The organism is Pantoea sp. FN0307 (assembly GCF_050113815.1).
Lineage (GTDB): Bacteria > Pseudomonadota > Gammaproteobacteria > Enterobacterales > Enterobacteriaceae > Mixta > Mixta alhagi.
This window is the reverse complement of sequence record NZ_JBNJSO010000001.1, coordinates 263878-277574: the sequence shown is the minus strand read 5'-3', so window position 1 is coordinate 277574 and position 13697 is coordinate 263878. Positions and strand designations below refer to the sequence as shown.

General features: G+C 53.9%; 9 protein-coding genes. 1 reads left to right on the top strand and 8 read right to left on the bottom strand.

What is annotated here, in order from left to right; translation table 11 throughout:
• Positions 1-19: 19 nt before the first annotated feature.
• The 7 genes from ACQE3Z_RS01265 to ACQE3Z_RS01235 form a co-directional block, all read right to left on the bottom strand.
• Positions 20-1081, bottom strand: a complete 1062-nt coding sequence (locus tag ACQE3Z_RS01265; RefSeq protein WP_426971752.1) for a DUF1176 domain-containing protein — start codon at positions 1079-1081, stop codon at positions 20-22.
• 878 nt (positions 1082-1959) lie between these two features.
• Positions 1960-2538 (bottom strand): GDP-mannose pyrophosphatase NudK, encoded by a 579-nt coding sequence (nudK, locus tag ACQE3Z_RS01260; protein WP_426973025.1) that lies wholly within the window; start codon positions 2536-2538, stop codon positions 1960-1962.
• A gap of 149 nt (positions 2539-2687) precedes the next feature.
• Complete coding sequence (gene narI / locus ACQE3Z_RS01255; RefSeq protein WP_250650536.1) at positions 2688-3365, bottom strand: respiratory nitrate reductase subunit gamma; 678 nt, start codon at positions 3363-3365, stop codon at positions 2688-2690.
• 2 nt (positions 3366-3367) lie between these two features.
• Complete coding sequence (gene narJ / locus ACQE3Z_RS01250; protein WP_426971750.1) at positions 3368-4090, bottom strand: nitrate reductase molybdenum cofactor assembly chaperone; 723 nt, start codon at positions 4088-4090, stop codon at positions 3368-3370.
• Positions 4087-5631, bottom strand: coding sequence for a nitrate reductase subunit beta (narH, locus tag ACQE3Z_RS01245; RefSeq protein ID WP_426971749.1), 1545 nt, complete (start codon positions 5629-5631; stop codon positions 4087-4089). Before narH ends, narJ begins: the two co-directional genes overlap by 4 nt.
• A complete protein-coding gene (locus ACQE3Z_RS01240; RefSeq protein WP_250650538.1) occupies positions 5628-9389 on the bottom strand; it encodes a nitrate reductase subunit alpha in 3762 nt (1253 codons plus the stop codon). Before ACQE3Z_RS01240 ends, narH begins: the two co-directional genes overlap by 4 nt.
• Positions 9390-9711: 322 nt before the next feature.
• Positions 9712-11106, bottom strand: a complete 1395-nt coding sequence (locus tag ACQE3Z_RS01235; RefSeq protein ID WP_250650539.1) for a NarK family nitrate/nitrite MFS transporter — start codon at positions 11104-11106, stop codon at positions 9712-9714.
• 364 nt (positions 11107-11470) lie between these two features.
• Between ACQE3Z_RS01235 and narL the strand changes: the two genes are divergently transcribed.
• Entirely contained in the window at positions 11471-12127 is a 657-nt protein-coding gene (gene narL, locus ACQE3Z_RS01230) for a two-component system response regulator NarL (RefSeq protein ID WP_426971747.1), read from the top strand.
• Positions 12128-12167: 40 nt separating this feature from the next.
• On the opposite strand, the gene ansP is transcribed toward narL, so the two are convergent.
• The gene (gene ansP, locus ACQE3Z_RS01225) at positions 12168-13667 is read right to left on the bottom strand and encodes an L-asparagine permease (RefSeq protein WP_426971745.1); all 1500 of its coding nucleotides are present in this window, start codon (positions 13665-13667) and stop codon (positions 12168-12170) included.
• Positions 13668-13697 lie beyond the last annotated feature (30 nt).

Sequence of the window (13697 nt, the reverse complement as noted above, 5' to 3'; positions counted from 1 at the left end):
CGGATAATAGCGCCGCCGCTCAGGGCGGTGACGGACGCTGGCTCACCCACAGGGTGGGCCATTCGTCACTGCCATGCCAGGCGTCACAGGTTCCCTCTTCGGCATACTCAGCCAGCGCAAATTCCTGACCGTTAAACTGCCAGCGGGTAGCAATACCGCAATCGCCCAGCCCACGCCCTTTTGCATAGGTAAAAAGTTGTGCATTAGCCGCATCATACTCTGCATTAATTATCTCCAGCAGCCTGTCACTGCGGCCCGGCGGTACAAAAGGCAACGACAGCGTCAGGCGACGTGATAGCCAGGGCTGGGTGCGGGTGACTTCAAAGGCCAAATCAATCATGTTGTAGGCCCCCATTTCACAGCTCACCAGCAGCAGAGCCTTGCTGTCAGTGAGTGGGGCCACGCTGACTTCGCGGCGCATTGGGTCCAGCGAACACTCATCGGCGCTTACACGCCAGGTTCCGTAATCGATCAGGCCGGTGGTTTCCTCACGCGTTAAGGGCGTCGCGGGACGCTCCGAAAGACGCATTACTGGCGCTGCCGGTTCCGGCGGCACATCCCACACGCTGCGGCTGCCGCGCTTTACCCAGGCGCTCAGGCTACCGACACGCCCCTGGACATCATCCATCAGCAGCAGCGCCGCCTTAAGTCCATGCAGTGAAATTGTGGACTGGGGTCGCCATGTAAGCTGGATATTATCAGCATCCATGATTTGCGTGAGAAACTCATCGATAGCGATGGGATGGCTGGTTACCAGGTGATGCGGTTCCACCGCCCAGTGTTTAAAATCAGGACGCAGACGCTTCTGATCGAGCAGCAGGTTATCCTGCAGCGCCGCGCCCTTTAAATCACCGGTATAACGATTACCATAATCAATACGCAATATGGGACGATCGTTGACGCCCGCATAGCGAGAGAGCGTCATTACCAGTCCATTTTCGCCGGTGATATTTCGTGCCACACAATAATTAAGGTTATTACAGGTAATCTGCCAGTCGGTAAATATTTTCTGTAACGGAGTCGCCTGCACGCTGGCAATGAAAAGGAAAGGCAACAACAGCGATTTCATCCAGTAAGGCATTTAATAACCCAATCCCTAAATTAGTTCATTGATGATAGCGCAACGACAGCGGTTCAACATGCCTTTCTCTGGTTATACAAGAAAACAGGTCTGCAACCGGGAACAAACCAGGGTGATAACCTAACGTTACAATTTATCATCCTGTGCCGCTCTGTTTATCTCAATCGGATTTCTCGGACTCTTTAATCATGCCTGCAAACGGTCATATCCTCACAAGCGGTCATCATCAGTCACACTGATTTTGCTGGCAAGAAACGCGGGTATGGCATCACTGAATGCCGGAAGAGTGAAAGAACAAGAGTTTTTGTGATGCATGTCACATAAAAATGATATGCCATATTTTATTTACATAGCAATTAAGCATCATATCCGTTATTTGGCCGTTACGTTTTTGTATACCCTTAATTTTTTCTCAGGGTATATTTTGCGATCCCGATTTCTTGGGTTTTTATTACACCGCAGGCATTTTTTTACCTGCTGAGCGCCAGCGGCAAATATTGAGGAATTAAATCTCAATAGCTGGATGCCAGGCTGGTTAAATTATGCCGGAGGTCACAGGAAACTATTCTTCGCAATCTGACGCAGATGAAAAAAGGAATTTACAACGTCGCCATGGCGACGCGGTTATTAACCAGTCCTCATCAGGGAGTCAAAATTACCGCCGTGCCGCATTTAGAATATGAAGTCACTTTTCGCCAGCGAACAATGAGAACGAGCAGCACCTCCTCTGTTTAATTATATGCTGAAGCCAGACGCAGCGGCTCTGTAGCGATGCGCTGGCCTGGCTACAGGCACATTCGGCATAGCAAATGGAACGAATTGAGCGGGAAAATTTTGCAAGGCCAGGGCAAAACCCTCGCCTGGTAAGCATCGGCGCCTCAGGCGTGCAGCCAGCCAGCCTGCTGCGCGTACTGCAACAGCATGATGGTTTTGCCGTCGCGAATTTCACCGCTTTTAATCATCGCCAGCGCCTGTGGAAAAGGCAGCTCCAGCACTTCAATTGATTCATCTTCCACGCCGCCCCCCGCATTATCCCGCTGTGATTCATCATACTCAGCGGCAAAAAAATGCAGCAGCTCTGTCACGCCGCCGGGCGACATATAAGCCTCAAACAGCTTCTCTACCTTGCCAACGGCGTAGCCGGTCTCTTCAATTGCTTCTTTGCGAATGCAGTCTTCCGGGGAATCATCATCAAGCAGCCCGGCGCAGGTTTCGATCAGCATGCCATTCTCATTGCCATTAACAAAGGTAGCCATACGGAACTGTCGGATCAGAACCACACTGTTCTTTTCGCGGTTATAAAGCAGAATGGTGGCGCCATTGCCGCGATCGTAAATTTCCCGCTTGTGGCGTATCGTCTCACCGCTACTGGTAGTGAGTTCATAGGTATAGTTACGCAGGACAAACCAATTTTCTGACAGCAGCTTATCTTTGATCAGCTTGATATGGGCAGGCATAGCGGCTCCGAAAATAAACAGGGAGCCTGCAATCATAAAACTGCCGCAACGAGAAAACTATCCGAATTGCGTCAGGGATAACGGGAAACTGTCTCTGTACTGGGGAATGGAGAAAATGCCGCAGGCCAGAAAACCTGCGGCTGAAGCCATCAGTGGCGGTTACGCACCAGCTGATAACGACGGGTCAGATACTCTACCGGCGCGCTCCAGATATGCACCAGACGGCAGAATGGGAACAGCAGGAACAGCGTCATGCCCAGCACCATATGAACTTTATAGATCAGCGCCACGCCTTCCAGATGCGCTGCCGCACCCGCATGGAACGTGACTATGGCCTGTGCCCAGCCAACCAGCTTCATCATTTCGCTGCCGTCCATATGGTGAGCAGAGAAAGGAATCGTCAGCAGGCCAAGCGTTGCCTGAGCTACCAGCAACGTCAGGATCAGAATATCGCCGGTGCTGCTGGTAGCGCGCACGCGCGGATTGGTCAGACGGCGTTTCAGCAGCAGACCGCCGCCTATCAGCGTCATCGCGCCGCAGATGCCGCCAGCCACCATCGCCAGTTGCTGCTTCACGGCGATCGGCAGGAAAGATTCGTACATCCAGTGCGGCGTCAACATACCGACCAGATGGCCAAAGAAGATGCCGATAATGCCGATATGAAACAGGTTGGATGCCAGGCGCATCCCCTTTTTATCCAGCATCTGGCTGGAGCCTGCGCGCCAGCTGTATTGCCCGTAGTCGTAACGCAACCAACTGCCGACCAGAAAAACCGTCCCGGCCAGATAAGGATAGATATTAAAGAAAAACAGATTCAAGAATTGCATGATCAGCGTCCTGTCATTCCTGTGGTGGCTTGCGCCACGTCCAGATACTGTGGCGCAACGGCACCGGCAAAGCGGCGCTGATGCGCTTCCTGCTGTGCTGAGGCGCAGCCCTGTTCACCCAGGAAGCGGATTTGTTCCTCTTCCCAGACCGCATCCAGCGCCTGCGGCGTATCGTCGCGCGCCTCCTGTGCCACCTGTGTCTCCAGCGCATCGGCAGCGACGCCGCTGTCAGAGAGCGCCAGCAGCACGTCAAGCAGATCGACCCAGCGGCTATTGCGCTGGCGCAGTCGCGCACTCAGCAATGCCAGAATCGGCGCAACGTCCACTAATCCTTCACGCGCCTCCTCAGGGCTACGGCTGCTGAGATACTCCAGGTAAAGCGGCAGGAAATCTGGCAGTTCACGACTGTCCAGCGCCAGTCCGGCAGCACGATACTGTTCCATCAAATCGACCATCGCCTGACCGCGATCGCGGGATTCGCCGTGAACATGCTCAAACAGCAGCAGTGAGGTAGCACGTCCACGATCGAACAGTTCACAGTAGTCAGCCTGCAGATCGAGCAGCGGCCGGGCGCTGAAATCGCGCACCACGGCCAGCAGTTGCGCACGCAGTTGCTCATTTAGCTCGCTGGCGGAGGCCAGCGCCTCCTCCAGCTCCTGCTGATGCTCGAACAACGCCCGATCGGGATAATCCAACAGGCGGCCAATAATTCTTAGCGCCATCATGAGGCATCCTCCCGATTCCCGGTTTTGCGTGTAATATCAATCGCATCAATGCGACGGGTATTAAACAGGTTGAATTTGCTATCGCTGCCGTGGCAGCCGTCACCGAAGCTAAAGCCGCAGCCTTTACTTTCCGGGAAGGCCTCACGCGCCAGCTCGCGGTGGCTGGAAGGCACTACAAAGCGATCTTCATAGTTGGCGATCGCCAGATAGCGGTACATTTCCTGAGCCTGCGCCTCTGTGAGACCTACCTGCTCCAGCGCGCTGGTATCCACCACGCCGTCCACGCTTTCCGCACGCTTGTAGTGACGCATCGCCAGCATACGTTTCAGCGCCAGCAACACCGGCGCGGTATCGCCTGCGGTCAGCAGATTAGCCAGATACTGCACCGGAATACGCAGGCTTTCTACGTTTGGCAGCACGCCCTGTTGATCCAGCACGCCCGCATCGGCAGCTGACTGAATCGGCGATAAAGGCGGCACATACCACACCATCGGCAGCGTGCGGTATTCAGGATGCAGCGGCAGCGCCAGCTTCCAGTCCATGGCCATTTTATAAACCGGCGATTTCTGCGCTGCGTCGATCACACTTTGCGGGATGCCATCTTTTAGCGCCTGTGCGATAACAGTCGGATCGTGCGGATCGAGGAAAACGTCCAGCTGGCTTTGATAGAGATCCTGCTCGTTCTCCACCGCTGCGGCCTGCTCGATACGATCTGCGTCATACAGCAGCACGCCTAAATAGCGAATGCGGCCTACGCAGGTTTCGGAGCACACGGTCGGCTGGCCCGCTTCGATACGCGGATAGCAGAAAATACATTTTTCTGATTTACCGCTTTTCCAGTTGAAGTAGATTTTTTTATATGGGCAGCCGGTCAGACACATACGCCAGCCGCGGCATTTGTCCTGATCGATCAGCACAATGCCATCTTCCCCACGCTTATAGATGGCGCCGCTTGGGCAGGTGGCGACACAGGCCGGATTCAGGCAGTGTTCGCACAGGCGCGGCAGATACATCATGAAGGTGTTTTCGAACTGTCCGTACATCTCTTTCTGGATGTTATCGAAGTTTTTATCCTGGGAGCGTTTAGAAAATTCGCCGCCAAGGATCTCTTCCCAGTTCGGGCCACCTTCGATTTTTTTCATGCGCTGGCCGGTAATCAGCGAGCGCGGACGCGCGATCGGCTGATGCTTGCCAGCAGGGGCATTGTGCAGATGCTGATAATCAAAATCGAACGGCTCGTAGTAATCATCCAGCGCCGGGACATCCGGGTTGGCGAAAATTTTAGACAACAGGCCGACGCGGCTGCCCATGCGCGGCTGTAGCTGACCGTTGATTTTACGGATCCAGCCGCCTTTCCATTTTTCCTGATCTTCCCAGGCGCGGGGATAGCCAACGCCCGGTTTGCTTTCTACGTTGTTAAACCAGGCATACTCCATGCCTTCGCGGCTGGTCCAGACGTTTTTACAGGTTACCGAACAGGTATGGCAGCCGATGCATTTGTCGAGGTTTAACACCATACCGACTTGCGAACGAATTTTCATTGCTGAGCCTCCTGGCGGGAACCCTGGCACTCGTCGTTGCCTTCGCCATCTAACCAATTGACATTGTTCATTTTTCTTACCACCACAAACTCATCACGATTCGAACCTACGGTACCGTAATAGTTGAAGCCGTAGGCCAGCTGCGCATAACCGCCAATCATATGGGTCGGTTTCGGGTAAACGCGCGTTACTGAGTTATGAATACCGCCGCGCTGACCGGTGATTTCCGCCCCCGGAATATTCACGATACGTTCCTGCGCGTGATACATCATGGTCATACCGGCAGGGACGCGCTGGCTAACCACGGCACGCGCGGTCAGAGAGCCGTTGGCGTTAAAGGCTTCGATCCAGTCGTTGTCTTCAATACCCAGATCTTTGGCATCTTCCTCGCTCATCCAGACAATCGGTCCGCCGCGCGACAACGTCAGCATCAACAGATTGTCGCTGTAGGTTGAGTGAATGCCCCATTTCTGGTGTGGCGTCAGGAAATTCAGCGCTTTTTCCGGGTTGCCGTTCGGCTTTTTATTCAGCAGCGGCTGCACGGCTCGCGTATCTACCGGCGGACGGTAAACCAGCAGGCTTTCACCGAAAGCGCGCATCCATTCATGATCCTGATAAAGCTGTTGACGACCGCTCAGCGTACGGAACGGAATCAGCTCATGGATATTGGTGTAACAGGCGTTATAAGAGACATGCTCATCTTCCAGGCCAGACCAGGTCGGGCTGGAGATGATTTTACGCGGCTGCGCCTGAATATCGCGGAAGCGGATTTTTTCATCTTCCTTATTCAGCGCCAGATGCGTATGGTCACGACCGGTGATTTTGCTCAGCGCGCCCCAGGCTTTTACCGCGACCTGTCCGTTGGTTTCCGGCGCCAGTGTCAGAATCATTTCCGCCGCGTCAATTGCGCTGTCAATCATCGGACGGCCCGCTGCCGGCCCTTCATGCTTAACGTAATTGAGCTTTTTCAGCAGCTCGATTTCTGTATCGGTGTTCCAGCTGATGCCTTTACCGCCGTTGCCCAGCTTATCCATCAAGGGTCCAATGGAGGTGAAGCGTTCCCAGGTGGCCGGATAATCACGTTCAACGGTGATGATATGCGGCGCGGTTTTACCCGGGATAAGATCGCACTCGCCTTTTTTCCACTCTTTCACGCCGAACGGCTGCGCCAGTTCTGCGGCAGAGTCATGCTGCATCGGCAGGGTCACCACATCGGTTTCTTTGCCGAGGTGGCCGTGACAAACTTCCGAGAAGCTTTTGGCAATGCCTTTGTAAATTTCCCAGTCGCTCTTCGCTTCCCAGGCGGGATCGACAGCGGCCGAAAGCGGATGAATAAACGGATGCATATCCGAGGTATTCATGTCGTCTTTTTCATACCAGGTTGCCGTCGGCAGCACGATATCGGAGTAGAGGCAGGTGCTGGACATACGGAAATCGAGCGTTACCACCAGATCCAGTTTGCCTTCACCACCGTTATCCTGCCATTCCACTTCCTGCGGCTTGACGCTGCCCTGCTCGCCCAGGTCTTTGCCCTGAATGCCATTTTCCGTACCCAGCAGGTACTTCAGCATGTATTCATGGCCTTTACCGGAAGAGCCCAGCAGGTTGGAACGCCAGACAAACAGGTTACGCGGGAAGTTCTGCGGATTATCCGGCTGCTCTGCCGCAAAGCGCAACGAGCCCTGTTTCAGGCTGTCAACGGTATAGTCGATCGGCGTCTGACCAGCAGCCTGCGCTTTGGCCGCGATATGCAGCGGGTTAACAGAGAGCTGCGGCGCAGACGGCAGCCAGCCCATACGTTCGGCGCGCACGTTAAAATCGATCAGGCTGCCCTGGAAACGCGATTTATCCGCCAGCGGTGAGAGCAGAGTGGCGGTTTCCACCGTTTCATGACGCCACTGGCTGGAGTGGTTATAGAAGAAAGAGGTGCCGTTCATATGGCGTGGCGGACGTTGCCAGTCCAGACCAAATGCCAGCGGTGTCCAGCCGGTTTGCGGACGCAGTTTTTCCTGGCCCACATAGTGCGCCCAGCCGCCGCCGCTCTGTCCGACGCAGCCGCAGAACACCAGCATATTGATCAGCCCGCGATAGTTCATATCCATATGGAACCAGTGATTCATACCGGCACCGACAATGATCATGGAACGACCGTGGGTTTTTTCCGCGTTTTGCGCGAACTCGCGTGCGATACGGATAATCTGCTCGCGGGATACGCCGGTGATTTTCTCTGCCCAGCCCGGAGTATAAGCTTTGATCTCATCGTAACTGGTGGCGCAGTTAGCATCATCCAGACCACGATCAAGGCCATAGTTAGCCAGCGTCAGATCGTAAACGCTGGTCACCAGCGCTTCGCTGCCGTCGGCCAGTTTCAGGCGTTTAACCGGCAGTTTATGCAGCAGGATTTCATCCAGCGCCACGCTGTTGAAATGTTCGCTTTCGATACCGCCGAAGTAAGGGAAGCCGACCTCCGCCACCTCATCGTGGCTACCCAGCAGGCTCAGCTGTAGCTCAACATCCCGCTGCGAACCGCCTTCACGCGCTTCAAGGTTCCATTTGCCCTCTTCGCCCCAGCGATAGCCGATAGAGCCCAGCGGCGCTACCAGTTCACCGCTCAGGCTATCAAGCGCGATGGTTTTCCATTCCGGGTTATTTTCCTGGCCGAGGTTATCCACCAGATCGCTGGCGCGCAGCATACGACCCGCCGCGTAATAGCCGCCTTCACGTGGTTCCAGCATCACCAGCATCGGCATATCGGTATAGCGACGCACATAATCACGGAAATAGGGCACTTCGCGATCGAGATGGAACTCTTTCAGCATCACATGGCCCATCGCCAGCGCCATTGCGCTGTCGGTGCCCTGTTTCGGGTTTAGCCAGAGATCGCACAGCTTGGCGACTTCCGCATAGTCCGGCGTCACCGCCACGGTTTTGGTGCCTTTGTAGCGTACTTCAGTGAAGAAGTGGGCATCCGGCGTACGCGTCTGCGGTACGTTGGAACCCCAGGCGATAATATAGGAAGAGTTATACCAGTCGGCGGATTCTGGTACGTCGGTCTGCTCACCCCAGGTCATTGGCGAAGCGGGCGGCAAGTCGCAGTACCAGTCGTAAAAGCTCAGGCAGGTACCGCCAATCAGCGACAGATAACGCGCGCCGGCGGCGTAAGAGACCATCGACATTGCCGGGATCGGCGAGAAACCAATAATACGGTCTGGCCCAAAGGTTTTTGCGGTGTACACATTCGCAGCGGCGATAAGCTCATTGACTTCCTGCCAGCTGGAACGCACAAATCCACCGCGTCCACGCGCCACTTTATAACTTTTCGCTTTTTCAGGATCGTTGATGATAGAGCCCCAGGCATCAACCGGATCGCTGTGCCGCGCTTTGGCTTCACGCCATAATTTCACTAACCGCTTGCGCATAAGTGGATATTTCAGGCGATTGGCACTATATAAATACCATGAGTAGCTGGCGCCGCGTGGGCAACCGCGTGGCTCATGGTTAGGCAGATCCGGACGAGTGCGCGGATAGTCAGTCTGCTGCGTTTCCCAGGTGACCAGTCCGTTTTTGACATAGATCTTCCAGCTACATGAACCGGTGCAGTTGACGCCGTGCGTAGAACGCACGATTTTGTCATGCTGCCAGCGGCTGCGGTAACCATCTTCCCAGTCCCGGTTAGTATTAAGTGTCTGGCCGTGTTGACCAGCAAAGGGTTCGGCTAGTTGTTTAAAATAGCGAAACCGATCCAGAAATTTGCTCATCCGGAATTCTCCTGAAGGCTCGGTGTTGTTATAAATGGCTAAACGACATTGCGTATGGTGTGGGTATCAGCCTACTGAGCTGATAACGCTGGCCGCTTGATTGCGATCAAGTCAGCACGGCGAAGCGGTTCCCGCCTGCGCCCTCTTTACTCCTTAAGTAGTAACTCCTGCCCAGTGCTAACCTCATAATTTGAATGGATAAATTTCATGCGGCATAGCCAGTACTTCGGGTTTCTGCGGCTACCAGCTATTTAGGAGTACGGCGCGTAAGGAACAATGAAAAAACCGGCTTTGTCGGTATGACAAAAGCCGGTTTTGGCGATTAGCGCGCAGCCTTGCGGCCGTAGACTAACCAGGTGATCAAAATGCAAACCACATAGAACGCCAGGAAGATTTTCATCGCGCCAGCCGGTGAACCGGTCATCGCCAGTGAAATACCGAAGGTTTGCGGAATAAAGAAGCCGCCTGCCGCGCCGATGGCGGAAATAAAGCCCAGCGCGGCTGCCGTATCGGTCACCGCTTCCTGCTGCGCCTGCTGATCGCTACCGCCGCGTGCTTTTACGCTATCCCAGGTAATTTTACGGAAGATCACCGCTATCATTTGATAGGTGGAACCGCTACCCAAACCTGCGGTTAAGAACAGCACCATAAAGATGCCGAAGAACAGCGGGAACGAACCGCCCTCTCCCTCTACTGGCAGCGACAGAAACAGCAATCCGGTAAATAACGCCATCACGATAAAGTTAATTAGCGTGACGCGAACGCCGCCAAAGCGGTCAGAAATCACCCCGCCCGCAGAACGAGCCAGCGCGCCCAGCAGCGGACCAAAGAAGGCGTACTTCATGATCACGATCTCTGGAAACTGCGTTTTTGACAGCATGGCGAAACCAGCGGAGAACCCGATAAATGAACCGAAGGTAGCCAGATAAAGCAGGCTCAGCCCCCACAGGTGCGCGCGTTTTAATACCGGCAGCTGTTGACGCAGAGAGGCTTTAGACGCGGCGAGATCGTTCATACCGAACCAGGCGGCAAGCGTGGCGATAAACAACAGCGGCACCCAAATCCAGGCGGCATTTTCCAACCACATATGGTCGCCGTCGCTGGTCACCTGTCCCTGGCCAAAATAGCCAAAAATCGCCATTGAGATGGCCAGAGGCGCCAGCAGCTGCATGACGCTTACGCCCAGATTGCCCAGGCCGCCGTTAATGCCCAGCGCGCCGCCCTGCTGCGCTTTTGGATAAAAGAAACTGATATTGCCCATACTTGAAGCGAAGTTTGCGCCGGCAAAGCCGCAAAGCAGGGAGATCAGAACAAACACCGCAAAAGGCGTTTGTGGATTTTGTACGGCAAAACCGAGCCACAAACAGGGGATCAGCAGAAAGCCGGTGCTGAAAGCAGTCCAGCGGCGACCGCCAAACAGAGGAATAACGAAAGAGTAAGGCACACGCAGCAGCGCGCCAGAAACGGAAGGTAAAGCAGTCAACAGAAAAAGCTGATCGGTTGTAAAGTTAAAGCCAACTTTATTTAAGTTAACGGCAACGGTGCTAAACAGCATCCAGACGCAGAATGCCAACAACAGGCAAAAAACAGAAATCCATAAGTTACGGCTTGCAATACGTTTACCGCTCTGCTGCCAGAATTCTGCATCTTCCGGCTGCCAGTTTTGGATAACGGCACCTGATGCTTTTTTTTCTGACGGCGTGGCTAAATTTGACATAATAACCCCGATGATGAAATGAGAACTGCGCACATCCTGCCTGGTCGTTAGCGGTGCGGAGTTGACATAAATCAACGGGGCGGCAATTAATTTCAGGCAGCAATTGTGTCTTAACCACTAAATGAGTAGTGTTTGCCCTGAAAACAACTTTAATAAAAACAGATAATTAAAAAACAAGAATCGCTACCGTTAAAGATTTTAATCTCCTTTGCATTTACTTTTGCTACCTATTTATAGGTATAAAACATCTTTTAAGAATAATGAAAAATAGCTGGCGACAGTGCTGTTTTCACTGAAACCGGCTTTCGTTATGTCTTATGCAGCGTTGCAGATGCTGACAACACCATGATTAACCGGAGCCTGTATGACTATCCACGATGACGCCGCCACTATCCTGTTGATCGACGATCATCCGATGTTGCGTAACGGCGTTAAACAGCTGATTAGCCTGGATTCGCAGTTAAAGGTGATCGCCGAAGCAGGCAATGGCGAACAGGGTCTGGCACTGGCCGAGCAGCTCGATCCTGATTTAATTTTACTTGATTTGAACATGCCGGGGATTAACGGGTTGGAAACGCTCGATCTCTTGCGCCGTATCGATCTTTCGGGCCGGATCGTCGTGTTTACCGTTTCAAACGATGAAGAAGATGTGGTTAGCGCGCTAAAGCGTGGCGCAGATGGTTATCTGCTGAAAGATATGGAACCCGAAGCGCTGCTGACCTCACTGCATCAGGCCGCTGCGGGCCAACTGGTCTTAAGCGAGACTCTGACTTCGGTTCTGATTAGCAGTCTGCGCGAAACGCCGCCTGCGACTCGACGCGATCTGCAGCAGCTTACCCGAAGGGAGCAGGATATTTTGCGACAAATCGCGCGTGGGCTCCCGAATAAAACTATCGCCCGTAAACTCAATATCACCGAGAGCACGGTAAAAGTGCATGTTAAACATCTGTTAAAGAAGCTGCAGCTAAAGTCGCGGGTAGAAGCGGCGGTCTGGTATTTACAACATAAGATGGGAAGTTAAGACGCGGCGGACGACTGGTTGATCGTCCGCCGCCAGACTCTTATTTAGAAGGGTTTTCTTTTAACGGCGCGGCTGGCTGCGCATCGTCATGAGCCTGCTCATGCTCGGTCATGGCAACCGCATGGACGCGCTTACGCACGCCAAACCACCCCAAAACCAGCACCACGGCGAGCAGCGGCAGAGAAGCCACGGTATAGGTTCCGTTAGGGTAGTCAAACGCCATCAGCACCAGCACACTCACCAGAAACAGCAGCGTCAGCCATGATGTCACCGGCGCGCCTGGTAGCTTAAAGCTAACGTCATCGGCCCTGCCTTCCTTGATCGCCTTACGCAGACGCATCTGGCAGACAATAATAAATGCCCAGGTCGAAAGAATACCCAGCGAGGCGATGTTAAGTACGATTTCAAACACCTGTGACGGAACATAATAGTTCAGCGCAACGCCCACTATATAAACGCCGATGGTAACCAGAATACCGGCGTAAGGCACCTGCTGGCCGCTCATTTTTGACAGAACCTGCGGCGCAGAACCGCCCATCGCCATTGAACGCAAAACGCGTCCGGTGGCATAAAGGCCAGAGTTCAGGCTGGAAAGCGCCGCACTCAGTACCACAATATTCATGATACTGCCGATATAAGGCACGCCCAGCTTTGAGAAGAAAGTCACAAACGGGCTTTGTCCGGCCTGATAAGCATTCCACGGCAGCAGCAGCACCAGCAGCGTCACGGAGCCGACATAAAACAGGCCAATACGCCAGATCACGCTGTTAATCGCTTTCGGCAGCACTTTCTTCGGCTCTTTACATTCCCCTGCCGCAATCCCCACCAGCTCTATCGAGGCAAAAGCGAAAACCACGCCCTGCACCAGAACCAGTGCTGGCAACAGCCCATGTGGGAACATGCCGCCGTTATCTGTGATCAAATGGAAGCCAGTGGTATTGCCATCCAGCGGTTTACCGCTGCCCAGGAACACCACGCCCACCACCAGGAAAATCATAATGGCCAGCACTTTTACCAGCGCAAACCAGAACTCCATCTCAGCAAACCATTTCACGCCGATCAGATTCATCGAGCCGACAATAACCAATGCACCCAGCGCAAACATCCACTGCGGCACATCACCAAACGCGCCCCAGTAGTGCATATAGAGTGCTACGGCGGTAATGTCCACGATACCGGTCATCGCCCAGTTAACAAAGTACATCCAGCCAGCAACGTAAGAAGCCTTTTCACCTAAAAACTCGCGCGCATAGGAAACAAAGCTGCCGCTGGAGGGACGATGCAGCACCAGTTCGCCAAGCGCACGCAAAATAAAGAAGGAAAAAATACCGCAAACGAGATAAACCAGCGCCAGCGCCGGACCTGCAGCCTGTAAGCGCGCGCCCGCGCCGAGAAACAGACCGGTTCCTATTGCGCCGCCGATGGCGATCATCTGTACCTGACGGTTACCCATCGCCTTGTCGTAACCAGCATCATGTGAATTCAGCCAGCGTCTTCTGGCAGCGCGTTGATCCGCCGCCGTTTTCTTGGTTGCTTTCATTGCCTATCCTGTTGTCCTGTCCGATAAAGG

What these genes read in the sequence shown, in the direction of transcription:
- ACQE3Z_RS01265 (WP_426971752.1), bottom strand. Translation starts at nt 1,081, where the DNA reads ATGCCTTACTGGATGAAATCGCTGTTGTTGCCTTTCCTTTTCATTGCC.
- nudK (WP_426973025.1), bottom strand. Translation starts at nt 2,538, where the DNA reads ATGCCTGCCCATATCAAGCTGATCAAAGATAAGCTGCTGTCAGAAAAT.
- narI (WP_250650536.1), bottom strand. Translation starts at nt 3,365, where the DNA reads ATGCAATTCTTGAATCTGTTTTTCTTTAATATCTATCCTTATCTGGCC.
- narJ (WP_426971750.1), bottom strand. Translation starts at nt 4,090, where the DNA reads ATGATGGCGCTAAGAATTATTGGCCGCCTGTTGGATTATCCCGATCGG.
- narH (WP_426971749.1), bottom strand. Translation starts at nt 5,631, where the DNA reads ATGAAAATTCGTTCGCAAGTCGGTATGGTGTTAAACCTCGACAAATGC.
- ACQE3Z_RS01240 (WP_250650538.1), bottom strand. Translation starts at nt 9,389, where the DNA reads ATGAGCAAATTTCTGGATCGGTTTCGCTATTTTAAACAACTAGCCGAA.
- ACQE3Z_RS01235 (WP_250650539.1), bottom strand. Translation starts at nt 11,106, where the DNA reads ATGTCAAATTTAGCCACGCCGTCAGAAAAAAAAGCATCAGGTGCCGTT.
- narL (WP_426971747.1), top strand. Translation starts at nt 11,471, where the DNA reads ATGACTATCCACGATGACGCCGCCACTATCCTGTTGATCGACGATCAT.
- ansP (WP_426971745.1), bottom strand. Translation starts at nt 13,667, where the DNA reads ATGAAAGCAACCAAGAAAACGGCGGCGGATCAACGCGCTGCCAGAAGA.